This is a genomic window from Abyssibius alkaniclasticus, from assembly GCF_020447305.1.
Classification (GTDB): Bacteria; Pseudomonadota; Alphaproteobacteria; order Rhodobacterales; family Rhodobacteraceae; genus Abyssibius; species Abyssibius alkaniclasticus.
Genome location: NZ_CP095732.1, coordinates 383,276 through 407,324, shown reverse-complemented (window position 1 = coordinate 407,324; position 24,049 = coordinate 383,276). Strand labels below are relative to the sequence as shown.

Genomic DNA, 24,049 nt, shown 5'->3' with positions numbered 1-24,049 from the left:
CTGCGGGCATGGCGCTTGTTGCCGCCTCCGGCGGGGATATTTTCAAGCAAAAGATGGGCTAGGGTTTGCGGCGGGCGAGATAGGCGCGCGTGAATTCGCCATAGCCGTTGGCCGTGGTGCCCAGATGGTTGCGCATGAGCCTGTGCAGCCTGGGGAGCTGGTAGAAGGGCACCTGTGGCAATGTATGATGCTCAGCATGGTAGGGCATGTTCCAGGCCAGAAAGCGCATGATGCGGGTGGTGAATGTGGTGCGGGTGTTCAGCAGCATATTCGCCACTTGCGGGCAATCGCCATGTTCGGCCAGCAGATAGAGGCGCAGCGCGGGCTGGCCGATGAGGGCGGGGAGGATCCAGACCCAGAAGAGCAGTGGTGTAAAGATGAGGCTGGCGAGGGTGAGGGTGTAAAGCGCAAGCATGATCAGTGCTTCGGCCTGCATACGGGGTTTGGCGCCGCTGGGCAGATAGGGTGCGGAGTCTGCGCCACGGGCAAGGCGGAATATCAGGCGGATTTGTGCGGCCCAATAGGGCAGGCCCGAGATATGGCGCAGCCATTGGGTGCGGCTCTGGATGGGGGGATGCGCGAGTTCAGGGTCGCGCGCCGGATCATTGGTGAATTTATGGTGCGCAAGGTGGAAGTAGCGAAACCATGTGAAGGGCAGCAGCAAAACAAGCCCGCTGGCATGGCCCGCCAGCGTGTTCAGCCAGCGCGATTTGAACGGGGTGTTATGGGTGCATTCATGTTCCAGCGTGAACAGGAAGACCAGCAGCACCCCCTGCACGGGCAAGAGCAGCCACCAGAGCGGAATGCGCAGGGCGATGGCGGTGCCGGCCAGCGCGATCAGCCCCAGATGCAGCGCAAGGTGGCGCAGCCCGGCGGCATTGCTGGGCTGGTTGAGCGCGGCACGGGTTTCGGGCGCCAGGGTTTTGATGAAGGCGGTATGATCCATCGCGCAATGGTTCTGCGCTGGTTTGGCGGCTGTCAAGCCAGCTTTGCCCGAGATTGGCTTGACTCTGGCTGGACCTTGCGGCAATCGCAATTGGCCGGGGATTGGCTGTTGCCGCGGCATATCGCCTTGCAGCCGAAGAGGAATGCGCCATGATCACCCCGGTTCTGCCCACCTATGCCCGCGCCCCGCTGAGTTTTGAACGCGGCGAAGGGGTTTGGCTGATTGCCGAAGATGGCACGCGCTATCTGGACCTTGGGGCAGGTATTGCCGTGAACGCGCTTGGCCATGCGCACCCGCATCTGGTGGAAGTTTTGCGCGATCAGGCGGGCAAGCTGTGGCATACCTCGAACCTGTATGAAATTCCGCATCAGGCGCGGCTGGCGGAACGGCTGGTGGCGGCGAGCTTTGCCGATACCGTGTTCTTCACCAATTCCGGCACCGAGGCGATGGAATGCGCCGTGAAGATGCTGCGCAAGTATTTCAGCCATATCGACCAGCCCGAGCGGGTGGAGATCATCACCTTTGCGGGCGCGTTTCATGGCCGGTCGTCGGCGGGGATTGCCGCATCGGGCAGCGAGAAGATGACCAAGGGCTTTGGCCCGCTTCTGCCGGGTTTCGTGCAGGTGCCGTTTGGGGATCTGGACGCGCTCAAGGCGGCGATTTCCGCGACCACGGCCGCCATTCTGATCGAGCCGGTGCAGGGGGAAGGCGGCATTCGGGTTGTGCCTGACAGCTTTCTGAAGGCGCTGCGTGCGCTGTGCGATGAACATGGCCTGCTGCTGGTGTTTGACGAAATCCAATGCGGCGTGGGGCGCACGGGCAGGTTTTTTGCGCATGAATGGGCGGGGGTGACGCCCGATATCATGACCGTGGCCAAGGGCATTGGCGGGGGGTTTCCGCTGGGGGCCTGTCTGGCGAGCGAACGCGCGGCTTCGGGCATGGTGCTGGGCAGTCACGGGTCGACCTATGGGGGCAATCCGCTGGCCTGCGCGGTGGGCAATGCGGTGCTGGATGTGGTGCTGGCGGACGGGTTTCTGGAGCATGTGCGGCGGGTATCGGGGCATTTGCGACAGGGGCTGGAAGGGCTGGTGGCCAGCCATCCCGGCGTGTTTGAGGCCGTGCGCGGTGCGGGGCTGATGCTGGGGCTGAAATGCGTGGCGGTGAATGCCGATGTGGTGAAGGCCTGCTATGCAGAGCAGCTTATAACCGTGCCGGCTGCCGATAATGTGGTGCGCATCCTGCCGCCGCTGATCATAACCACAGATGAAATTGACGAGGCGCTGGCCCGGTTTGACCGTGCGGCGAGCGCGATAGAGAAAGATACGATATGAAGCATTTCCTCGATATCCACCAGACCGCACCGGATGCGCTTGCGCATATCATTTCTGAGGCGCGGCGCATCAAGGACGCGCGCGCCGGGCTGCCCAAGGGCACCAAGGATGCCGAACAGCCGCTGGCCGGGCATATGGTGGCGCTGATCTTCGAAAAGCCCTCGACCCGCACGCGGGTAAGCTTTGATGTCGGCGTGCGCCAGATGGGTGGCGAGACGATGGTGCTTTCGGGCCGTGAAATGCAGCTCGGCCACGGTGAAACCATTGCCGATACCGCGCGAGTTCTGAGCCGCTATGTCGATCTGATCATGATCAGGACATTCGAGGAAGCGACCCTGCTGGAAATGGCCGAACATGCCACGGTGCCGGTGATCAACGGGCTGACGAACCGCACGCATCCGTGCCAGATTATGGCCGATGTGATGACCTATGAAGAACAGCGCGGCAGCATCAGGGGCAAAAAGGTGGTCTGGGCGGGCGATGGCAACAATGTCTGCGCCTCGTGGCTGCACGCCGCCGGGCAGTTTGGTTTCGACCTGACATTTACCGGCCCGCCAACGCTGGACCCGGAGGCCGAGGCCGTGGTGTTTGCCCGCAATGCCGGGGTGCGGATTGCGATTGAGCGTGACCCGGCGCTGGCCGTTGCAGGGGCCGATCTGGTGGTGACCGATACCTGGGTGAGTATGCACGACCCGGAATCCGCCAAGGAGCGCCGCCATAACCAGTTGCGCCCCTATCAGGTGAATGAGGCCCTGATGGCCAAGGCCAGCCCGGAGGCCCTGTTCATGCATTGCCTGCCCGCGCATCGCAATGACGAGGTGACGAGCGCCGTGATGGACGGCCCACAATCGGTGATTTTCGACGAGGCGGAAAACCGGCTTCATGCGCAAAAGGCGGTGATGCGCTGGTGTTTGGGGGCCTAGCGCAGCCTGGCCGGCGGCAGATGCCTCCGGCGGGGATATTTAAGAGCAAAAGATGGCGGCTTGCACAAGGTGGCGGGCGCACCTAGGTTTGGTGGCGAGGACGACCTCGGCCAATGGGGACAGCAATTCGGGACGGCCCGCGAGCGAGGATTACAATGCGCAGAACCGCCGACCGTATTCGCCACGCCATAAGTTTTGAGATTATCGGGCTGGTGCTGATTACCCCGCTGGGGGCCTGGGCCTTTGACATGCCCTTGCACAGTATCGGGCTGGTGGCGCTTGTCGCCGCGACTTTGGCCACGCTTTGGAACTATGTTTACAATTTTCTGTTTGACCACGCCATGCTGCGGCTGCGCGGCGCTGTTTCAAAGAGGCTGAAGCACCGGATCGTTCATGCGGTGCTGTTCGAGTTGGGCCTGCTGATTATTCTGGTGCCGTTCATCGCCTGGCAGTTGGATATATCGCTGGTCGATGCCTTTATCATGGATGTGTCTTTCGCCCTGTTCTACCTGGTCTATGCCTTTGTGTTCAATTGGCTTTATGATGTGGTTTTTCCGGTCCCGGAACCGGAACCGGCCTCGGCATCCATCGCGCCATCCCAGTCATAGACGACAATCTCGGTGGTTTCGCGCCCCTTCAGATGCATATAAAGCGCGCGCGCGGCGATATTGTCGTGTTCGGTGGCCAACCAGATTCCGTGGCAGCCGCGCCCGCGCAGCCGGGTGAAAAGTGCCGCGCACAAGGCGCTTGCGATGCCCTGGCGGCGGTGGCTTTCCAGCACGCCAACCTCGTTGATGAAGCCCGCCGGGGGTTTGTCGGGGTGGAGCATGATAACCGCACTGCCCATGCCCACGGGTGAGCCATTGACCAATGCCAGCACCATTTCGTGGCGCGGATCGCCCAGAAAGGCGGCCGCCTGTATGGGGTCGATCGGGTTGTCGAACACGCCTTCGGGCACGCGCAGAAGCAGGCTCATATCGGCGGGGCCAAGGTGGTGGTATGTGACCGGATCGCTCATTTTTCTCTGGCTCCGTTGCAGGCCTGCGGCGTGCCTGGCTTTGGCTGATTTCAGGGCGATTCCGCCAGCCCTGCCTAAAAATCATACATAAACCAGCCGGCTGCACCTGGCAAACCTGCCGCGCAACCGCTGGCAATGGCGCGGCCATTGACCTTGGGCGCAATCTGCGAAACCCTAGGGGCAACAGGAGCCTCATGGATAAACCCGCCTTTTTCAATGAAATGTATGATGGCGAGGCGCTGCGCCCGGCCTATGCGCATATTGTCGAACTTTTCTCGAAATACGCGCCCGACGAGTTGGCACTGAAAAAAGCCGAGGCTGAAACGATTTTCCGCCGGCTTGGCATTACATTTGCGGTTTATGGCGAAGAGAACAACGCCGAGCGGCTGATCCCGTTTGATATGATGCCGCGGGTGTTTCTGGAAAGCGAATGGCGGCGGCTGGAGCGCGGGGTAAAGCAACGCGCCCGCGCGCTGAACGCTTTTTTATGGGATGTCTACCATCGGGGTGAGATCATCCGCTCGGGGCGGATTCCGGCGGAACTGGTTTATCAGAACGCGGCTTACGAGCCTTCGGTGGTGGGGATAACGCCGGCGCGCAAGATCTATTCGCATATCATTGGCATTGACCTTGTGCGCACGGGTCTTGGCGAGTTTTACGTGCTGGAGGATAATTGCCGCACGCCTTCGGGCGTTTCTTACATGCTGGAAAACCGCGAAATCATGATGCGGATGTTTCCCAACCTGTTCCACCGCGCGCGGGTGCAGCCGATTGACGATTACCCCGATGCGCTGCGCCGGACGCTGAAATCGGTTGCGCCCGCCAAATGCGAGGGCGAGCCCTGCGCGGTGATCCTTACGCCGGGGGCGTTCAATTCCGCCTATTACGAGCATTCCTTTCTGGCCGACCAGATGGGGCTGGAACTGGTGGAAGGTTCGGATTTATTCGTCGATGGCGAATTCTGCTATATGCGCACCACGCGCGGCCCCAAGCGGGTGGATGTGATCTATCGGCGGATTGATGATGCGTTTCTCGACCCGCTCTGCTTCAACCCGACCTCGCTGGTGGGTGTGCCGGGGCTGATGAATGTCTACCGCTCCGGCGGGGTGCAGATATGTTCCGCCCCCGGTGCTGGCGTGGCCGATGACAAGGCGGTTTACACCTATGTGCCCGAGATGATCCGCTTTTACTTAGGTGAAGAGCCGATCCTGAAGAACGTGCCCACATGGATGTGCCACAAGCCCGACGATCTGACCTATGTGCTTGAAAACCTGAAGGATCTGGTTGTGAAAGAGGTGCATGGTTCGGGCGGCTACGGCATGTTGGTTGGCCCCGCTTCAACCAAGGCCGAGGTGGAGGCCTATGCCGGGCGCATCAAATCCGACCCCGCAGCGTTTATAGCCCAGCCAACGCTGGCGCTGTCGACCAGCCCGACCTTTGTGGACAGCGGGCTTGCGCCACGCCATGTGGATTTGCGGCCCTATTGCCTTGTGGGTGATAAGGTTACGCTGGTGCCCGGCGGGCTGACACGGGTGGCCATGCGCGAAGGCTCGCTCGTGGTGAATTCCAGCCAGGGCGGTGGTGTGAAAGACACATGGGTGATTGCCGACGATGCTTAGCCGAACCGCAGAAAGCCTGTATTGGGCCGCGCGCTATATGGAGCGCACCGACGCAACCGCGCGGCTGCTTGAGGTGGGCTATCGCATGGCGATGATGCCCACGGCGGCGGGCGGCCATGCGAATGAGTGGGAATCGGTGCTGGCGGCGGCGGGGGCGGCACAGGGTTTTGCCGACCAGTTCGATGCCGCAACCAAAAGCGATACGGCCGAATTTCTGATTTTCGACGAGGCGAACCCGTCTTCCATCCGCAACTGTTTGCGGGCGGCGCGCAACAATCTGCGCGCCGCCCGCACGGCCGTAACGTCGGAAGTGTGGGAGGCGGTGAACGAATCCTACTTGCGCCTGCTGGAGATGGAAGCGCAGCGCGCCCTGTCTTTGCCCGAGCTGTGCGATTGGACAAAGCGCCAATCGGCCGTGTTGCGCGGCGCGTTTTCCACCACGCAATTGCGCTCGGACGGCTATGACTTTTTCAACCTTGGCTATTATGTCGAGCGCGCCGATAACACCGCGCGGCTGCTCGATGTGAAATATTACGTTCTGCTGCCGACGATCGACATGGTGGGTGGTGAGATTGACCGCTTTCAATGGCTGACCTTGCTGCGCGCGTTGTCTGCGCATCGGGCGTTTCACTGGGCCTATGGCGGCGATATCTCGCCCGAACAAGTGGCGCATTTCCTGATTTTGAACCCGTCTTCGCCCCGCTCCCTGCTGTTTTGCGCCGAGCAGATTGACCGGCATTTGAAACATCTGTCGCTTGCCAATGGCGGGCGCACCCCTGCCGATGATTTTGCCGCCGATATGTTCGAGGCGCTTGGCACCGCGCGAATTGACGCGATCATGGCGCAGGGCGTGCATGATTTTCTGACCGGCTGCATTGAACGCAATGCCAAGCTGCACAGGCTGATCGGTGAATCCTACCTGTTCGGGGCGATGTGACATGTTGCTGACAGTTTCGCATTCCACGACCTACAGCTATGCCACGCCGCAAAAGCGCATTGTGCAAAGCTACCGGCTGCTGCCCTCGCTTTGTGCCAATCAAAAGGTGCTGGCATGGGATATTGCCGTGGGCGATGCCACGCTGACCGCGCCGATTGCCGAAGGCAATGGCGACCGGATCATGACGATGACCGCCGCAGGCCCGGTTTCTGCGCTGAAAATCGAGGTGCGCGGGCAGATCGAAACGCAAGACTTTGCCGGGGTGTTGAAAGACCACACGGAAAGCATAAGCCCGCTGGCCTATCTGCGCGAAACGCAACTGAGCAAACCGGATGCAACCATGCGCGCCCGCGCCGCCGAGATTGCCGCAAGCCAGGCCGGTGGCACCCCGCTGGAGCTGGCCCATGCGCTGGCGGGGGCAACCTATGCCGCCATAGCCTATCTGCCCGGCAGCAGCCAGGCGGGTGATAGCGCCGCCAGCGCCTGGGCGGCGGGCAGGGGCGTGTGCCAGGACCAGGCCCAGGCGCTGATTGCGCTGGCGCGGTGCTGCGGCCTGCCCGCGCGCTATGTGATCGGCTACCTGTTTGCCGATGCGGCGGGCAATAGCCACGAGGCCAGCCATGCCTGGGCCGAGCTGCATGTGGCCGGGCTTGGCTGGGTCGGGTTTGATGTGGCCAATGCCTGTTGCCCCGATGATCGTTATATCCGGCTTGGATCGGGCCTTGACGCGGCCGATGGGGCGCCTATACGCGGAGTTGCGTTCGGCGCAGGCGCCGAGGGTATGGACATCAACCTGTCGGTCAGCGCCGACCAGTAAAAGAGCCTTGGCATGACATATTGTGTTGGTCTGCTGTTGAACGCCGGAATGGTGCTGCTGGCCGATACCCGCACCAATGCGGGCGTTGACAATATTGCAACCTATCAAAAAATGTTCACCTTTGAAGAGCCGGGCGAGCGGGTGATTGTGATCATGACGGCGGGCAGCCTTTCGGTGTCGCAAAACGTGATTGCGCGGCTTCAGGAAGATATAGCCGACCCCGATGTCGCGCCGGAAAACTGCATCATGGGCACCAAATCCATGCTGACCGTGGCGCAGATCATTGGCGACAAGCTGGCCGATGTCAGCCATGACATCAACCAGCGCATGGCGCGGATGAGCCAGGCGGCCAGTGCATCAATGCTGGTGGCAGGCCAGCGCAAGGGCGGTGTGGCGCGGATGTTCCATATCTATCCTGAGGGCAATTTCATCGAGGCTGCGGCCGATACACCCTATCTGCAGATCGGCGAGCATAAATACGGCAAGCCGCTGCTGGACCGGGTGATCACGCCCGAAACCTCGCTGGAAGACGGGCGCAAGGCGGTGCTGCTGTCGATGGATTCAACGCTGCGCTCCAACCTTTCGGTCGGGATGCCGCTGGACCTTGCGATAGTGCGCGACGGCGAGTGCAAGATCGCATCGCAAGAGCGGATCGAGGCCGACGACCCCGCGTTCCGCGCCATGTCCGAGGCCTGGTCGAAGGCGCTGCGCGACAGTTTCAGCGCGATATAGGCATACTTTGCACAACAATTCCTCGGGGGAATGACTGTTCGTGCAGAGAGAATAAAATTGGAGACATAACGTGCTTGTCTGGGCGTATCGTGGTCTGAGCTATCTTCTGGCGCCGATCTTTTGGCTTTACCAACGCCGGTCCATCATACGCGGTCGTGAGACTCCTTCAATGGCAGCCGAGCGCTGGGGTCGAGCCAGTGTCGCCCGACCAAATGGGGGGCAACTTGTCTGGATTCATTCATCAACGATTGGAGATTCAATAGCAGTGTTACGAGTTTTGAAACAGCTGCTTGAAAATGACGACCAGTTACATTTTGTGCTGACCACGCAAAGCAGCAATGCGCGTGCTGTTTTGCAACCAATGTTACCTCCCCGCGTTTTTCATCAATTAATTCCGTGCGAATACCGTCCGGCCATTGCGCGTTTTTTGAGCCACTGGCGGCCGGATTTAGTTGTTTGGACAGAGTCCGAACTTTGGCCCTCAATTTTGGATATGCTCGCCAGCCGCAATTTGCGACGCGTAATTATTAACGGGCGACTTTCTGCAAAAAGCTATAGAGGCTACAGGCGATTTGCACGCACCATGCGCTATCTGCTTGGTGGATTTGATTGGGCGCAAGTGCAAAATGCAGAAAGCGCCAAAAACCTCATAGCCTTAGGTTGCGCGAAGGGGCGGGTAGAGCTTGTGGGCTCGACCAAGGAAGCTTCGCCAAGGTTGGCTGTTAAGATCGAAGAATTAGACAAATTCCGTGCTCAAACTGGTGCACGGCCATGTTGGCTGGCTGCATCAAGCCATCAGCCAGAGTTTGAAACAATTCACGCAGCACAGTGTTTGATCAAGCAACAAGTGCCTGAAATGTTGTTGTTGCATGTCCCGCGGCACCCCGAGGATGGCTATCTTATCTTGGAAGCGGCGCGTAAAGTTGGGTTGAGTGCAGCAGCGCGGAGCTCGGGTGCAGAAATCACTTCAAATCTCGATGTGTATTGCTGCGATACACTTGGCGAAATGGGGCTTTGGCATAGCCTAACGTCCATCTGTTTTGTGGCTGGGTCACTTTGCGATGTCGGTGGTCACAATCCGTTTGAGGCGGTAGCGTTTCAAAATGCGGTTATCCACGGCCCAGAGGTCAGCAATTTTCCCGATGTTTATACGCGCTATGATGCCGCTGGAGCTGCAATCAAAGTTCACGATGCTCAATCATTGGCTACAGCAGTTCTTCAGCTTATGCACCCCATAGCATATTTAGCCCAAACGCTTGCGGCCGATGCAGAACGCGCAATAGGCGCAGCGTCATTCCAGCGCACCTGCACGCGCCTAGGTGCGCAGATTGCGTTGATAAAAGCGAGCTAGCCTTCCGTGCCTCTACGCGCGCGCAATGCGGCTTCGACCGGCGGGATATCGGCGGGAACGTCTACTGCTAGGCTACCCGGTTTGGTTTCCACCAGCACAATTTTGCGACCAAGCTCCAGAAACCGCAGAATCTCGATATCTTCTGAATGTTCCACCGCACTCTTGCGCCCGAATTTTGCATAGGCGCGCAGGTCTTCACGGGTGAAACCGTAGATGCAAACCTGCTTCATGTAGTTTTCGGGAGCGTTCTTTGGGTCTTTGAAGGCGGGCACGGCGGCGCGCGACATATAAAGCATCGTGCCATCTTCATTGGCGACAACCTTGGGAATATTGGGGCTATGCGGGTCTTCATCGGCACCCAGATAGCAAAACCCGTTCACAATCGCATCGGGCTGGGCGGCTTTGCGCTCGGCAATGCGCATAATATCACTGGGTTCGAGCAGGGGCTCGTCGCCCTGAACATTGATATAGATGTCATAGTCGATCATCTCGGCGGCTTCGGCCAGACGGTCGGTGCCGGTCATCGCGTCGGGCGAGGTCATCAGCGCATTGAACCCGTTCTGTGTTACGAGATCGGCGATTAGCTGGTCTTCGGTTGCTACATAAACATGGTCCTTGCCGACAGCCTTGGCCGACAGTTCCGCGACCCAAAGGATCATCGGTTTGCCCAGGATAGGCGCCAGCGGTTTTGCTGGAAACCGGGTGGAACGGAAACGCGCAGGGATGATGACACATTGCTTCATTATTCAGGCCTTGGGTTGAACTTGTCGAACGATATACTACTGGGAATGCGGCGGCATTCAACCACAGGTGCGCGCCCGCGCCACCTAAAAACCGCTTGTGCGGAATGCGGTGGTCTTTAAGCTTTGCGCATGAAAGAAAGCGGGACCGTTCGGATGCAGAAAAATTTCATGTCTGGAATCGTGCTGACCGGGCATGGCGGGCCGGAATGCCTGGTGTGGCGCGATGATCTGCCGATGCCGGTGCCCATGCAGGGTGAAGTGCTGGTGCGGCTGCGGGCGGCGGCGGTGAACAATACCGATATCAACACACGGCTGGCCTGGTATTCCAAGGGTGATGGCACGGTAGATGATGCAAGCTGGGCAGGGGTGCCAATAGCCTTTCCGCGCGTGCAGGGCATTGATGGATGCGGCGAAATCGTGGCGCTGGGCGAAGGTGTTGCGCCCGCGCGCAGGGGCGAGCGGGTGTTGATCGAGCCATGTCTGCGCTGGGCCAATGGGCGTGCGCTGGCGCAGCCCTGGTTTCTGGGTTCGGAATGCGATGGCAGTTTTGCGCAGTTTTTGCGCGTCGATGCCCGCCATGCGCACAGGGTGGACAGCCCGCTTTCCGATGGTGAACTCGCCAGCTTCCCCTGTTCCTATTCGACTGCCGAAAACATGCTGGTGCGCACAGGGCTTGGCGCGGGCGAGCGGGTTTTGGTGACCGGTGCCTCGGGCGGGGTTGGTTCGGCTGCTTTGCAGCTTGCACGCGCGCACGGGGCCGAGGTTGTGGCCATCACCGTGCCGCAAAAGGCCGATGCCTTGCGCGAATTGGGGGCGGCAGATGTGTTGGACCGCGATGCCGTGCCAGCTGCAAACAGCTTTGATGTGGTGGTGGATCTGGTCGGCGGCGCGCGCTGGCCGCTGCTTCTGGACGCGCTCAAACCCGGCGGGCGCTATGCGGTTTCCGGCGCGATTGCCGGGCCGATTGTGCCGCTGGACCTGCGCACACTCTATTTGAAAGACCTGCAGTTTTTCGGCTGCACGGCGCTGAATGACGGGGTGTTTGCCGGGCTGGTTGCGCAAATCGAGGCCGGGCGCATCAAACCGCTGGTGGCCGCCGAATACAGGCTGCGCGAAATAGCCGCCGCACAGGCGGCGTTTGCTGAAAAGCGGCATACGGGGAAAATTGTGTTGCTGCATGACTGAGCCGCGCAAAATTGTGGTTATGGGCGTTTCGGGCTGCGGTAAGTCGACCTTCGGGCAGGCTTTGGCCGCCGCGCTTGGGGTTGCCTTCAGCGATGGCGACGATCTGCACACCGCTGAAAATATTGCAAAAATGGCAGCAGGCCAGCCGCTGGATGATGAGGACCGCGCCCCGTGGCTGGCGCGGGTAGGGGCGCAATTGGCCGATGAAGCTGGTCGGGTGGTTGCCTGCTCGGCGCTGAAGCGCGCCTATCGTGATACAATCCGCAGCCACGCGCCCGAAGTGGTGTTTGTGCATCTGCACGGCGCGCGCGCGCTGCTTCAAGCACGGATGACCACGCGCCCCGGCCATTTCATGCCGGCCAGATTGCTGGACAGCCAATTGGCAACGCTTGAGCCGCCTGCAACGGATGAGCGGGCAATTCGTGTGGATATTGCACTGCCGCCAGAGGCGCAGCTTGCAGAGGTGCTGGCGGCGCTAGGCCTCTAGGATCGATTCAAATCCACCCCAGATCATCCGCTGGCCATCTATCGGCATGGCGCTGAAAATTTCACCCAGTCGCGGGTCTTGCATCCCTTCATTCATGCATCTGTCGCGCGCCGCCTTGTCGGGAAATACCAGCCATGACAGCACGACGGTTTCATCGCTTTCAAGCTTCAGCGCCTGCGGAAAAGAGGTATTTTCACCCATCGGAACATCATCGCCCCATGCCTCGACCGTGCTGATTGCACCATAGTCTTTCATCACCTCGAACATGGCGGCGACCAGCTTCACATAGTCTGCCTTCTGGGCGGTTTTGACCGGCAGCACAGCGCCTTGGATATACATGGTCTTCTCCTTGTTGGTTGCAGGGCCAGCTTACTTCACCCCCGGCGTGCCGTCGAACGTCTTCTCAAGCGAGGTCCAGCAGTCGATATAATCATCCTGCAAGGGGGCCTCCTTGGCGGCAAAGCGGGTCAGGTGCTGGGGGAAGCGGGTTTCGAACATGAAGGACATGGTATGGTCGAGCTTGTCGGGGCCAAGATTGGCGTTGGATGCGCCTTCAAACGCCTGTTTATCGGGGCCGTGGGGCAGCATCATGTTGTGCAGGCTCATCCCGCCGGGAACAAAGCCCTGCGGTTTGGCGTCATACTGGCCATAGATATTGCCCATGAGTTCCGACATGATGTTCTTGTGATACCAGGGCGGGCGGAAGGTGTTTTCGGCCACCATCCAGCGTTCGCGGAACAAAACGAAGTCGATATTCGCGGTGCCTTCAACGCCTGAGGGCGCGGTGAGAACGGTGAAGATCGACGGGTCGGGATGGTCGAACAACACAGCACCCACGGGGCAATAGGTGTTGAGGTCATACTTCACCGGCGCGTAATTGCCGTGCCATGCAACCACATCAAGCGGGCTATGCCCGATTTCGGTTTCATGGAACTGCCCGCACCATTTGACGGTAACTTTGGACGGTGTTTCACGGTCTTCAAAGGCGGCGACCGGTGTTTTGAAGTCGCGCCGGTTGGCCATGCAATTGGCGCCGATCGGGCCACGGCCGGGCAGGTCGAATTTCTGGCCATAATTCTCGCAGACAAAGCCGCGCGCCGGACCTTCGACAAGCTCCACGCGGTAAACCAGCCCGCGCGGGATGATGGCAATTTCCTGCGGGGCAAGGTCGATGATGCCAAGCTCGGTCGCCAGGCGCAGCTTACCTTCCTGCGGCACGATCAAAAGCTCGCTATCGGCGGAATAGAAATATTCATCCACCATCGAGGCGGTGACGAGATAGATATGGCTGGCCATACCGGTCTGCGTGTTCACATCGCCTGCCGTGGTCATGGTGTGCATCCCGGTCAGCCATGTGAGCGGGGCCTCGGTATGCGGCAACGGGTTCCAGCGGTATTGGCCCAGTGAAATGACATCGGGGTCGATATTGGGGGCCGATTTCCACTGCGGCAGGTCGATCTTGGTAAAGCGATGCGTGTGTTTGACCGAGGGGCGGATGCGGTAGCACCATGTGCGCTCGTTCTGGTGGCTGGGCGCGGTAAAGGCGGTGCCGGAAAGCTGCTCGCCATACAGGCCGTAATTGCATTTCTGCGGGCTGTTCATGCCCTGGGGCAGAGCGCCGGGCAGCGCCTCGGTCTCAAAATCATTGCCGAAACCGGGCATATAGCCAGCGGCGGGCGTGGCGGTGGGGTTGTCATATGTCATGGCGCGCTCCTGTCTTTGGCTTTGTCGTATTGGTTGAAAATGTAACTAACAAGCGGTAGTTTTGACGGATGGATACGGATGACGGCTTCGAGATCGGCACGTTTCTGCCCTATCTGCTGAACCAGGCGGGCGAGGCGGCGGGGCAGGAATTTCAGCGCTATTACAAAGACCGCTACGGAATGCTGCGCAGCGAATGGCGTGTGCTGTTCCATCTGGGGCGGTTCGGCGACCTGACGGCGCGCCAGATTTGCGACCGCGCGCGCCTGCATAAAACCAAGACCAGCCGTGCGGTGGCCGCGCTGGAGCGGCGGCGGTTTTTGAAACGCGCAGTAATGGCGCATGACCGGCGGCAGGAACAGCTATCGCTGACCGCAGCCGGGCAGGCGGCCTATAAAGACCTTGCGGGGATTGCGGCAGCGTTTGATGCCAGGCTGATGGCGCAATTCAGCGCGCAAGAGCAAAAAACCCTGCGCGCCTGTTTGCAGCGCTTGATGGCACGTTAGGGGGGGTGCCGGGCCGCATGGCCGCCCGGCATTGGGCTAAAGCGGTGAATAGTCGAGCTTGCCGCTGCCATCGGCCGGGCCGGTCACGATATAGGGTGCATCCAGCCCGCGATGGTTGACGAAAAATGTGATCTCGCCGTCTTTGATGCTGGGCGGGGCCATCTGCTCAAAATCGGGCAGCTCGAAATCACCCGCACGCAGGTTGAACTGGTCCCATTCAAGCTCTTCTTCCTCGGCATAACGCTTCAGGAAATCTTCCTTATAGGGCGCGATCTCCTCGATCACCCCATAGCTCATGCCCTGGTCAAAATGGTTGAGCGCCTTGGCCAGCAGCAGAATATGCGCAGGCTCGGCCACGAAGGGCGCCGCGGCAACAAGCTCGGCAACCGAGTGGTATTCATCCGGGCCGACCGAGGCGCAGAGCCTGTTGTCATCATCATAGCTGAAACCGACATAGGGCAAAGTATCAGTCATCGGAAATTCTCCTTTTGGCCGGGGTCAGGATAAGCGCGCTCATTCGGCCACCTGCCATTCTGTATTGATCCAGTCATCGCCAAGTGCTTCCAGCGTGCCGCTCGGTTCGGTTTTCTTGAACATTTTTGCCTCGCCGGTAATCGGGTCGGGGATGACAACGAAATAGGTGTGGCCATCCTTGTCGCCCCAGTTTGTATCGGCGATCACGAATTGTGGCGGCTCCAGATTGTCGATGATGTTGTTGGAAAAATCATCGTCGCTCCACGAGGCAATATCCTTTTTCCACTCTTCGACCTTTGCGGCAAGCGCGCCATTGCTGACAACTTCGCCTGCATCCTCTTGTTCCTTTTTCCAGACCTTGGCCCGTTCGCGCGCCATATAGTCGCGCAGCGGTTTGGTCGCCGCATCGACATGCGCCTTCAACTCGGATGGTTTCATCGCGGTTGTCGGGCGTTTGGTGCGCGCATCGGCCAGCAGGGCGGCCCCGCCGGAAAACAGATCCCAACCTTCCATAGCGTCAAGCTGCTGGTCAAAGAGCAGGCCGGTCTTTTCAACCGCCAGATCGGTTTTGGCCATCTCCTCGCCGGGTTTGAGAATGTATTTTTCAATCGCAGCCGCCGGGTCGCCTCCTTCTTTCAGCTTGTCAAGCGAGGGGTGGTTGGGCAGGCCGCCAAAGGCATGGATGCCCGAGGTCGACAGGTCGATCATTTCGGAATCCGGCCCTGCGGTTGCGAATTTGCCGATCAGACCCGCCACAACCTTTTTGGTGCGCTCGCCGGGCGCATCAATCGGGATGCGGTTCTTGTTGGCGTCGAGTTCATAATCGCCATTGGGAAGCAGCTTGTAATTGGTGGCGCTGATTTCCTTTTGCTGCGGATCGCCACCATGCAGCACTTTGGAAGGCCCGGTTGAAAATCCGCCACCCGGCAGTTCCCAGGGCTTGTAATCGCCTTCGCAAACAGCATCGATGAAGCTGTCACTTTTGCACAGATCGACAATCTTGACGCCGGTTTCGCTACTTTTATCCTCGCCCGTGGCGGCCAGTGCAATGCGGGTGATTGTCTTGATGAAGGCGTCCTTGGTCAGAATGGCCTTGTTGGTCGATTTATCAATGATCTGGAAATTGCCCTGGGTCGATGACCCATCATTGGAATCGCCAATTTCCGAGGTCGCATCGTAGCGAAAGCTCAACCCGTCGGCCAGGGCTGTCTGGATCTTGCCGCGCACTTCGGGCCATTTTGCTGGGTCGGGCAGCAGGGTTTTGATCTTTTTCATCCCGTCGGGATCGTTGAACAGGTAGTAGTTCAGATTGCTGCGCTCGATCGAATTGGCCATCGTCGCACCCGCCGTGGCAACCGTATATTCAAAGCTGCGCATCAGCTGGTTGTCATCTTCGGGCAGCTTGTTTGTGCTGATCGCCTTGATCTTGTCGCCCTGGGCGGTGGTGAAACGGCCTTTCATGGCAATTTCGGTGATATGGCCCATTGCCTTGGCGGGGTCTTCCTCAACCACGCGGCGCGCCGGACCCGTGGCAAAACACGAGCCGACCGGCCCCTGGTCGAGCGGGGTGAACATGGCCGACATCACGGAAGATTTCACATCTTCCTTGGTCACATCGCCCGGCGACTTGCCGATATTGCGCGCCACCAGCTTGCGCCCGGTGGCGCTTGTCGGGCGGGACTTGATTCCATCCAGCACATCCTGAAGCTTTTGCTTGTGCTTGGGGTCGTCCATTGCCGCGGACATGGTTTCGAAATGCATGTTCATGCCCGGCGTCTTGTTCTCCATCGTGCCGGGGTGGAAGTTCATCATCGCCAGCGCCTCTTGCGCCTTGGGCGATTTGGTGTCGATCTTGCCCTTGGAATCGAGCATTGAATCGGCAACATATTTTGCGCGGTCCTGCTCCAGTTTTTTCCAGGACGAGCCCGAAGCAAGCGGCACGGGGTTGGGTTTGTTCAGCCCGCCGCCTTCAACGAATTTCTCCATATTCTTGAAATAGTCGCCGCCCATCGCGGCCCCCATTTCAAGCGCGTCTTTGGCATATTGCTTCTGGGCGGCCTCATCGCCATAGGCATTGCCATCCTTGTCCTTGAAGCCGTTGCCCATGCCTTTGGTAATGCGCTCGATCCCATCGGCCAGATTGGCGCGGTCGCCGGATTTTTCGAGCAGGCCAAGGGCCTTTTGCCCCAACGCCGGGTCGGCCTCGAAAGCGCCAAGCACCTTGGCGATATCGGCATCAGACATGGGGTTCTTGCCATCGGGCGAAAGCACGCCGGTGGTAAGCGAATCCATCAGGTCTTTCTTGGCTTTGGTTGCCTTGACCTTTTCCTCTTCGGCACCGATCTTGCCCTTTGCGGCCTCGATTTCGGTGCCCTTGTCGCGCCAGTCCTGCTCTTCTTTATCCTGTGCGGCCTTGGTGGTTTTCACCTTCTCGATATCGGCGGCGCGTTTGGCCTTCAAATCCGCCTCGGCATTGATCAGCGCGTTCATCTGGTTCACAAGTTCCAGCTGCTTTTCCTTGGACAGTTTGGACATGTCCTTGGGCAGGTTTTTCTTGAACTCGGTCATGGCCGCAACGGCCTGCTTATACTGTGTGTCGCTGGCCTTGGCGTCGGTCACGGCCTGATCAGCCAGCGCCTTGGCGGCGTGGTATTGGCGCGCAATCGCCTTTTGCTCGGCCTCCAGCGCGGCTTTTTCGGTCTTGGCGTCATCCACCGCCTTCTTGGCCGCCTCAACGCCTGCTGCGGTTGGCACAAGATCGGCATGGTCGCCTTCCATCTTGGCCAGCACCTTCAGCGCGGCTTCAAAGCTTTTGGGGTTGTCGCGGGCCAGTTGCACCAATGAAAGCTGCTGGTCTTCGGGCAGATCGAAGTTCTTGAGCTTTTCCTTTTGCGCCTTGTCATGTTCGGAAAGAATGCCAACCTTGTCGCCCACGGCCTGCAAAACATCTTCGGCCTTTTCAAGCGCCTCCTCGCCAAGCTCCTTGAGGTCTTCAACCTTCTCGTCAATCGCGTCCGACACCTCGTCGACAAATTCGCCGACATTCTCCTTCACCGAATCGACAAGGCTGTCGAACATCGATTTGGGCTGGATCTTGGCCAGCGATTTCTTGATCTGCGACAGCATCGCCTTGGCGGTTTCGTATTCCTTGGAGTCCATCGCGCGCTTGAACCCAAGCTCGGCCTGGGCCAGCGCCTTTTTCAGGCTCTCCTCGGCCTGTTCGCGCTTTTCATCCAGCTCGGATTTCAGCACGCCATAGGCTTTGTGCAGAACCGGGCCAAGTGTGTCGGGTCCGGTTTTTCCGTCTGGTTTCAGACCATCGCCGCCGCCGCCATCGCTGCTTGGTGCCGGGCCGGTGCCGTTGCCATCATCCGTGGCGCCGGGCGCTTGCGGGGCCTGCACTGGTGCGCCGTCTTCTTCCTCCTCACCGTCGGCCAATGTTTTGCCACCGGGAAGTTCAAGGATGAGTTTCTTGATCGGCGCGCCGCGCGACATGAAATATTGGCGGATGCGTTTGGGGTAGTTGCCCGGCGGTTCATCCTCGGTTTTGATGAATGCGATCTTGTTTTCCAGGCGCATTATTCCGCAAACACCCTTGGGGCCGCCGCCCGACTTTTTGGCGGCACGGCGCATCATATCGGGGTTGCCCTTCGGGCTGCCCTCAACGACAAACGCGCCATCCTTTTCAAGAATGGCCACGTTGAGCGCGCGTTTCTTTGCAATGACCAGAAGGTCGCCAAGTGCTTTGCCCTCGGCTTTCAGGGCGGCTTTATCAGGTTTTGCCATAGGTCTTTCCTATCAAATGCGCAACTGCGCCACCCCATAGGGGCGGCCCGTTAGCGTTGAAATACAAGCGTTTCCTGCAAATGGATCGGCGAAAATAGGACTAAATACGAATCCAAAAAAGATAGCGCGCAAGCAGGCTTGCGTCCAGTCTGTCGGTGAAATTTTGGGGAATTTGGGGTTGCGCGGCGGCGCGCAAAGCTGGCGCGGCCCGCAAAGGGGGCCGCGCCAAATGTCTCAGTTCAGGCTGGAATCGATGCTTTTGCAGGCCGCAACAAGGCCCTTCACCGCCTCGATTGACTTGTCGAACATCGTCATTTCGTCTTTGTTCATGGAAATTTCGACGACGCGTTCCACGCCACCGGCGCCAATCACGGTGGGCACGCCCACATACATGCCCTTCAGGCCATAGGCGCCGTCGACATGCGCCGCACAGGGCAGCACGCGCTTTTGGTCTTTCAGGAAGGCTTCGGCCATCTGGATGGCGCTGGCCGCGGGCGCGTAAAACGCCGAACCGGTTTTGAGCAGGCCAACGATTTCGGCACCACCGTCGCGCGTGCGCTGCACGATTGCGTCAAGCTTGTCTTGCGTGGTCCAGCCCATATTCACAAGGTCGGGCAGGGGAATGCCGGCAACGGTGGAATAGCGTGTGAGCGGCACCATCGTATCGCCGTGGCCACCCAGCACGAAAGCGGTGACATCTTTGACCGAGACGTTGAATTCATCGGCAAGGAAGTGGCGGAAGCGGGCTGAATCCAGCACACCGGCCATGCCGCAGACCATGTTGGTCGGCAGGCCGGAAAACTGCTGCAAGGCCCAGACCATCGCATCCAGCGGGTTGGTGATGCAGATGACAAAAGCATCGGGCGCGTGTGCGGCAATGCCCTCGCCGACCGATTTCATGACCTTGAGGTTGATGCCAAGCAGGTCATCACGGCTCATCCCCGGCTTGCGGGCCACACCGGCGGTGACGATGCACACATCGGCGCCGGCAATCTCGGCATAGTCATTCGCGCCTTTGAAGCTGGCGTCAAACCCGGATACGGGCGCGCTTTCGGCGATGTCGAGCGCCTTGCCCTGCGGGGTGCCTTCGGCGATGTCGAACAGAACAACGTCACCCAGCTCGGCCAGGCCAGCCAGATGTGCCAAAGTGCCACCGATCTGGCCGGCGCCAATCAATGCTATTTTCGATCTTGCCATTGCAAGTCTCCTGAGTTGGAAGAATACCGGGCATGGCCTAACGCTGTTTGCATGTTTTCGCAAGTGCGAGATGGGCCAAGAGATGCTAGGCAGCGCCATAGAGGGCATCGGGAAAGGCAAAGTTATGGTTCTGGATCTGCAATTTTTCCTGTTTGCGGTGCCCGCGGTGCTGTTTGCCGGGCTGTCCAAGGGCGGGTTCGGCTCGGGGGCGGCCTTTGCCGCGTCGCCGTTTCTGGCGCTGGCGATAGACCCGAAGCTGGCCGTGGGGCTGATGCTGCCCTTGCTGATGCTGATGGATGTGGCCGGGCTGCGGGCCTTTTGGCGCGGCTGGAATTGGCCGGTGGCGCGCGCGCTGATGGTGGGCATGGTGCCGGGTGTGGCGATTGGCGCGCTGGTGTTCCGCCAGACCAACCCCGATGTGCTGCGCGTGCTGATCGGGGCTATTGCCATTGGTTTTGTGGCGTTTCAAATGGCGCGCGGGCGCGGCTGGTTGCGCATTGCAGCGGCCAGGGAAAGCCCCAGGCGCGGCATGTTCTGGGGGCTGGTGGCGGGGTTTACCAGCTTTGTCAGCCATGCAGGCGGGCCGCCGGCAATGGTGTATCTGCTGTCGCAGAACCTGTCCAAACGCACCTTCCAGTCGACCACCTTGCTGGCCTTCTGGTGGGTGAACCTGATCAAGGTGCCCCCCTATATTGCCATCGGGCTGTTCACGCCGCAAACCCTGCTGGCCAATCTTTTCCTTGCGCCCGTGGCGCTGATGGGCGTGGCCTGCGGGGTTTGGCTGCACCACCGCACGTCGGACAAGGTGTTTTTCGGGCTGGCCTATGTGTTTCTGGTGCTGACAGGGTTGAAGCTGTTTTATGACGGGCTGACCTGAACAAGGCCGCGCGCAAGGCTGCGCTTTTCGCGCCGTCAGCCTTGCGCGGCCCCGCGGCGGCGGGTTATGTTGCGGCGCAGCAATGACGGAGACGGAAGATGCATCCCTATCGCTCGGTTCTCTATATGCCCGGCTCCAATGCGCGCGCGCTTGAAAAGGCGCGCAGCCTGGATGCCGATGCGCTGATTCTCGACCTTGAGGATGCGGTTGCACCTGAACAAAAGCTGGCCGCCCGCGGCCTGGTGTGCGAGGCCGTGCGCGCCGGTGGCTTTGGTGCGCGGCGCGTGCTGATCCGCATCAACGGCGCCGATACCGACTGGGGCGCCGATGATCTGGCCGCCGCGATTGCCGCAAAACCGCACGGGATTTTGCTGCCCAAGGTCGATGATGCCGAGGATATTGCCCGCGCTGCCGCACGGCTTGGCGATGCCGAAATCGGCCTCTGGGCGATGATGGAAACCCCGCTGGCAATTCTGAATGCCGCCCGCATTGCCGCAGCGCCGGGGGTGCAGGGGCTGGTGATGGGCACAAATGACCTGGTGAAAGACCTTGGGGCAACGCCGGGGGCGGCGCGCAGCCAGATCATGACGGCGCTGTCGCTTTGCCTTCTGGCCGCCCGCGCGCATGGGGTTTTGTGCATCGACGGTGTTTACAACGCCTTTCGTGACGAAGGCGGTTTGCGCGCCGAATGCCTGCAAGGGCGCGATATGGGGTTTGACGGTAAAACCCTCATCCACCCGGCGCAACTTGCCATTGCCAACGACGTTTTCGCGCCAGACCCCGACCAGCTTGCGCTGGCAAAGCGCCAGATCGAGGCCCATGCCGCGGCTTTGGCGGCGGGCACGGGTGTTGCGGTTGTCGATGGCAAGATCGTTGAGAACCTGCATGTGGTGACCGCAAAAAACCTGCTTGCACGGGCAGAAATGATTGCCAAGCGCGCCAAAGACGCGCAAGGTTGAGCGGAAATATGCGAGGGATAGCATGACGATACTTGTATTGGGCGTTGCCCTGTGGTGGGCGGCGCATTTGCTGAAATCCGTCACCCCGCGGCTGCGCGACGGCATGACCGAACGCATGGGCGAAGCCGGTGCGCGCGGGGTGATTGCCGGGCTTGTCCTGCTCTCGGTCGTGCTGATGGTGGTGGGCTTTGTCTGGGCGCCCTTCCAGCACCTGTATACGCCGCCAAGCTGGGCGGTGCATGTGAACAATGTCGCCATGCTTGTGGCGATTTACCTGCTTGGGCTTGGCCATTCCTCGGGCCGGGCGCGCCGCTGGTTGCGCCACCCGATGCTGCTGGGCGTGATTGTCTGGGCGGGCGCGCATTTGCTGGCCAATGGCGACCTTGCCGCGCTCATTCTGTTTGGCGGGCTGGCGGCCTGGGCGATTGTGTCGATGCTGCTGATCAATATGCGCGAAGGGGCCTGGCGCCGCCCCGATGCAGGCTCGGCCAGGGGCGATGTCAAGCATATCGTGCTGACCGTGGTTATTTTCGCCGTTTTCGCAGGGGTGCATATGCTTGTTGGCCCCTCGCCATTTCCAGGAGGTTAAATGCTCGCCTATCGTTTGCTGACCGAGGATGATACCTCGGAATTTTGCCACAAGGTCTCGCTCGCCCTGTCCAAGGGCTGGCGGCTGGAGGGTAGCCCGACAATGGCCTTTGACGCCGCGCGCGGTGTGATGCGCTGCGCACAGGCCGTGGTGAAAGACTATGACGGCCCCTATTCGCCCGATATGAAGCTGGGCGCGGTGTAATGAGCAAGGTCACGGCGGGGCGGTTCTTTGAAGATTACCGCCTTGGCGAGACCTTGCACCACGCCGTGCCGCGCACGGTGTCGCCGGGGTTGCGCGATATTTACACATCGCTCTACCCCAGCCGCTTTGCGCTCTATTCATCGGATGAATTTGCGCGCGGCTGCGGGCTTGCGGCCAGCCCGATCGAGGATCTGGCCGCGTTTCATTTGGTGTTTGGCAAAACCGTGCCCGATGTCAGCCTGAACGCGGTGGCAAATCTGGGCTATGGGGCGGGGCGGTTTCTGGCCCCTGTCTGGCCGGGCGATACCCTGCGCGCCACATCCGAGGTGATCGGGCTGAAGGAAAATTCCAGCGGCAAGACCGGCGTCGTCTGGGTGCGCACACAGGGTTTCAACCAGCACGATGTTGCGGTGGTGGATTATGTGCGCTGGGTGATGGTGAAAAAGCACGATCTGGCCGCGCCCGCGCCCGCGCCCGTGGTGCCTGAGCTTACACAAAGCGTGGCGGCCACGGCGCTGGTTGTGCCCGAGGGGCTGGATTTTTCGCGCTACGATTTTACCCTGGCCGGCGCGCGGCATCGGGCGGGTGATTATGCGCCGGGCGAGATCATCGACCATGTCGACGGTGTCACCTTGTCGGAGGCCGAGCATATGCTGGCCACGCGCCTGTGGCAGAACACCGCCAAAGTGCATTTCGATACAACCGCACGGCCCGACGGGCGGCGGCTGATCTATGGCGGTCACGTCATCTCTATGGCGCGGGCGCTGTCGTTCAACGGGCTGGCCAATGCGCAGATGATTGTGGCACTCAATGCCGGAAGCCATGCCAACCCTGCCTTTGCGGGCGATACGGTTTGTGCCTGGTCGGAAGTGCTGGACATCGCCACAACCCCGGCCCCCGGCGTGGCCGCAATCCGCCTGCGGCTTGTGGCAACCCGCGGCCACCAGCCCGCCGGCGGCTTGCGCGCAGACGATGGCAAATACCTGCCCGATGTGCTGCTCGACCTTGATTATTGGGCCTTGATGCCCGCATGAGCGCGGCGCAGACAACACCGCCGCGCCCGAAGGTCTGCGTGATCGGCCTGCAGAAGACCGGCACAACATCGCTGGCGGCGGCGCTGCGCGCCCTGGGTTTGCGCATGGGCCAAGCCACCAACCGGCTTGCGCGCGAGGTGGACTGGAAACAGCCCGACCCCGCAGCCGAAATTACCCGCATCGCGCTGGATGTGCTGGCGCAAAGCGATGGCGTCAGCGACAGCCCCTATGGTTTTGTGTTCAAGGCGGTCGATGCCACCTTTCCCGGCACGAAATTCATTCTGACGAATCGCAGCTATGAAAGCTGGATTGAAAGCTACCGCGCCTATTTTCCCGATGGCAACAACCCGCTGCGCCGCTGGATGTATGGTGTGCCGCGACTTTCAGGCCATGAGGCGCAATACCGCGCGGCCTTTGAGGGCCAGCACGCGATGATGCGCACCTATTTCGCAGGCCGTGCGCAGGATTTTCTGGAGATGGATCTGGCCAGGGGCGATGGCTGGGCAGAGCTGGTGAAATTTCTGGCCCCCGACCATTTGCCGCCGTTTCCGCATAAGAATCGCGGCGCGGCCAGCGCGCGGTAATTTGTGATCACTAAAATTTTTGTCGTGATCACAAAGCGGCCAGACACGC

The 24,049-nt window shown here is 60.1% G+C and carries 25 protein-coding genes; 17 read left to right on the top strand and 8 right to left on the bottom strand.

Annotated features, from left to right (window positions below; all coding sequences use genetic code 11):
• Positions 1-58 precede the first annotated feature (58 nt).
• On the bottom strand, positions 59-946 hold the full coding sequence (locus LGT41_RS02180) for a fatty acid desaturase (RefSeq protein WP_274128389.1): 888 nt from the start codon (positions 944-946) through the stop codon (positions 59-61).
• A 149-nt stretch (positions 947-1,095) separates the two neighbouring features.
• Between LGT41_RS02180 and LGT41_RS02175 the strand changes: the two genes are divergently transcribed.
• The 3 genes from LGT41_RS02175 to LGT41_RS02165 all read left to right on the top strand — a co-directional run bounded on the left by LGT41_RS02175 (position 1,096) and on the right by LGT41_RS02165 (position 3,808).
• Complete coding sequence (locus tag LGT41_RS02175) at positions 1,096-2,277, top strand: aspartate aminotransferase family protein (RefSeq protein WP_274128388.1); 1,182 nt, start codon at positions 1,096-1,098, stop codon at positions 2,275-2,277.
• A complete protein-coding gene (gene argF, locus LGT41_RS02170) occupies positions 2,274-3,200 on the top strand; it encodes an ornithine carbamoyltransferase (RefSeq protein ID WP_274128387.1) in 927 nt (308 codons plus the stop codon). The genes LGT41_RS02175 and argF overlap by 4 nt, the downstream gene beginning before the upstream one ends.
• A gap of 155 nt (positions 3,201-3,355) precedes the next feature.
• Positions 3,356-3,808 carry a PACE efflux transporter gene (locus LGT41_RS02165; RefSeq protein WP_274128386.1) on the top strand — a complete coding sequence of 151 codons (453 nt, stop codon included), beginning with the start codon at positions 3,356-3,358 and terminating at the stop codon, positions 3,806-3,808.
• Here LGT41_RS02165 and LGT41_RS02160 read toward each other — a convergent pair.
• A complete protein-coding gene (locus LGT41_RS02160; protein ID WP_274128385.1) occupies positions 3,739-4,218 on the bottom strand; it encodes a GNAT family N-acetyltransferase in 480 nt (159 codons plus the stop codon). The genes LGT41_RS02165 and LGT41_RS02160 overlap by 70 nt on opposite strands.
• A gap of 194 nt (positions 4,219-4,412) precedes the next feature.
• On the opposite strand from LGT41_RS02160, the gene LGT41_RS02155 reads away from it, so the two are divergent.
• The 5 genes from LGT41_RS02155 (at position 4,413) to LGT41_RS02135 (ending at position 9,674) form a co-directional block, all read left to right on the top strand.
• Positions 4,413-5,837, top strand: a complete 1,425-nt coding sequence (locus tag LGT41_RS02155) for a circularly permuted type 2 ATP-grasp protein (RefSeq protein ID WP_274128384.1) — start codon at positions 4,413-4,415, stop codon at positions 5,835-5,837.
• Positions 5,830-6,774 carry an alpha-E domain-containing protein gene (locus LGT41_RS02150; RefSeq protein ID WP_274128383.1) on the top strand — a complete coding sequence of 315 codons (945 nt, stop codon included), beginning with the start codon at positions 5,830-5,832 and terminating at the stop codon, positions 6,772-6,774. The genes LGT41_RS02155 and LGT41_RS02150 overlap by 8 nt, the downstream gene beginning before the upstream one ends.
• A gap of 1 nt (position 6,775) precedes the next feature.
• Complete coding sequence (locus LGT41_RS02145; protein WP_274128382.1) at positions 6,776-7,591, top strand: transglutaminase family protein; 816 nt, start codon at positions 6,776-6,778, stop codon at positions 7,589-7,591.
• 12 nt (positions 7,592-7,603) lie between these two features.
• On the top strand, positions 7,604-8,323 hold the full coding sequence (locus LGT41_RS02140; RefSeq protein WP_274128381.1) for an Ntn hydrolase family protein: 720 nt from the start codon (positions 7,604-7,606) through the stop codon (positions 8,321-8,323).
• Positions 8,324-8,492: 169 nt separating this feature from the next.
• Positions 8,493-9,674: a 3-deoxy-D-manno-octulosonic acid transferase gene (locus LGT41_RS02135; RefSeq protein ID WP_274128380.1), complete on the top strand. Its 1,182-nt coding sequence runs from the start codon at positions 8,493-8,495 to the stop codon at positions 9,672-9,674.
• Here LGT41_RS02135 and LGT41_RS02130 read toward each other — a convergent pair.
• On the bottom strand, positions 9,671-10,417 hold the full coding sequence (locus LGT41_RS02130; protein ID WP_274128379.1) for a 3-deoxy-manno-octulosonate cytidylyltransferase: 747 nt from the start codon (positions 10,415-10,417) through the stop codon (positions 9,671-9,673). The genes LGT41_RS02135 and LGT41_RS02130 overlap by 4 nt on opposite strands.
• Before the next feature lie 168 nt (positions 10,418-10,585).
• Between LGT41_RS02130 and LGT41_RS02125 the strand changes: the two genes are divergently transcribed.
• Positions 10,586-11,602 carry a zinc-binding dehydrogenase gene (locus tag LGT41_RS02125; RefSeq protein WP_274128378.1) on the top strand — a complete coding sequence of 339 codons (1,017 nt, stop codon included), beginning with the start codon at positions 10,586-10,588 and terminating at the stop codon, positions 11,600-11,602.
• Positions 11,595-12,089, top strand: coding sequence for a gluconokinase (locus tag LGT41_RS02120; RefSeq protein ID WP_274128377.1), 495 nt, complete (start codon positions 11,595-11,597; stop codon positions 12,087-12,089). The genes LGT41_RS02125 and LGT41_RS02120 overlap by 8 nt, the downstream gene beginning before the upstream one ends.
• On the opposite strand, the gene LGT41_RS02115 is transcribed toward LGT41_RS02120, so the two are convergent.
• On the bottom strand, positions 12,078-12,428 hold the full coding sequence (locus LGT41_RS02115) for a DUF1428 domain-containing protein (protein ID WP_274128376.1): 351 nt from the start codon (positions 12,426-12,428) through the stop codon (positions 12,078-12,080). The two genes, LGT41_RS02120 and LGT41_RS02115, sit on opposite strands and share 12 nt — an antisense overlap.
• A gap of 30 nt (positions 12,429-12,458) precedes the next feature.
• Complete coding sequence (hmgA, locus tag LGT41_RS02110) at positions 12,459-13,793, bottom strand: homogentisate 1,2-dioxygenase (RefSeq protein WP_274128375.1); 1,335 nt, start codon at positions 13,791-13,793, stop codon at positions 12,459-12,461.
• Between the two features lie 68 nt (positions 13,794-13,861).
• Between hmgA and LGT41_RS02105 the strand changes: the two genes are divergently transcribed.
• Positions 13,862-14,296, top strand: coding sequence for a MarR family winged helix-turn-helix transcriptional regulator (locus LGT41_RS02105; protein WP_274128374.1), 435 nt, complete (start codon positions 13,862-13,864; stop codon positions 14,294-14,296).
• Positions 14,297-14,332: 36 nt separating this feature from the next.
• On the opposite strand, the gene LGT41_RS02100 is transcribed toward LGT41_RS02105, so the two are convergent.
• The 3 genes from LGT41_RS02100 to mdh form a co-directional block, all read right to left on the bottom strand.
• Entirely contained in the window at positions 14,333-14,770 is a 438-nt protein-coding gene (locus LGT41_RS02100; protein WP_274128373.1) for a hypothetical protein, read from the bottom strand.
• A gap of 39 nt (positions 14,771-14,809) precedes the next feature.
• The gene (locus tag LGT41_RS02095) at positions 14,810-18,556 is read right to left on the bottom strand and encodes a hypothetical protein (RefSeq protein ID WP_274128371.1); all 3,747 of its coding nucleotides are present in this window, start codon (positions 18,554-18,556) and stop codon (positions 14,810-14,812) included.
• 234 nt (positions 18,557-18,790) lie between these two features.
• Entirely contained in the window at positions 18,791-19,753 is a 963-nt protein-coding gene (gene mdh, locus LGT41_RS02090; protein ID WP_274128370.1) for a malate dehydrogenase, read from the bottom strand.
• Positions 19,754-19,877: 124 nt separating this feature from the next.
• On the opposite strand from mdh, the gene LGT41_RS02085 reads away from it, so the two are divergent.
• The 6 genes from LGT41_RS02085 to LGT41_RS02060 all read left to right on the top strand — a co-directional run bounded on the left by LGT41_RS02085 (position 19,878) and on the right by LGT41_RS02060 (position 24,000).
• The gene (locus tag LGT41_RS02085; RefSeq protein WP_274128369.1) at positions 19,878-20,630 is read left to right on the top strand and encodes a sulfite exporter TauE/SafE family protein; all 753 of its coding nucleotides are present in this window, start codon (positions 19,878-19,880) and stop codon (positions 20,628-20,630) included.
• 98 nt (positions 20,631-20,728) lie between these two features.
• Positions 20,729-21,589, top strand: coding sequence for an HpcH/HpaI aldolase/citrate lyase family protein (locus LGT41_RS02080; protein ID WP_274128367.1), 861 nt, complete (start codon positions 20,729-20,731; stop codon positions 21,587-21,589).
• 22 nt (positions 21,590-21,611) lie between these two features.
• Positions 21,612-22,178 (top strand): NnrU family protein, encoded by a 567-nt coding sequence (locus LGT41_RS02075; RefSeq protein ID WP_274128365.1) that lies wholly within the window; start codon positions 21,612-21,614, stop codon positions 22,176-22,178.
• On the top strand, positions 22,179-22,382 hold the full coding sequence (locus tag LGT41_RS02070) for a DUF1737 domain-containing protein (RefSeq protein ID WP_274128364.1): 204 nt from the start codon (positions 22,179-22,181) through the stop codon (positions 22,380-22,382). It begins immediately after the preceding gene.
• Positions 22,382-23,416 carry a MaoC family dehydratase gene (locus LGT41_RS02065; protein WP_274128363.1) on the top strand — a complete coding sequence of 345 codons (1,035 nt, stop codon included), beginning with the start codon at positions 22,382-22,384 and terminating at the stop codon, positions 23,414-23,416. The genes LGT41_RS02070 and LGT41_RS02065 overlap by 1 nt, the downstream gene beginning before the upstream one ends.
• Positions 23,413-24,000, top strand: a complete 588-nt coding sequence (locus tag LGT41_RS02060) for a sulfotransferase (protein WP_274128362.1) — start codon at positions 23,413-23,415, stop codon at positions 23,998-24,000. Before LGT41_RS02065 ends, LGT41_RS02060 begins: the two co-directional genes overlap by 4 nt.
• Positions 24,001-24,049: the final 49 nt, after the last annotated feature.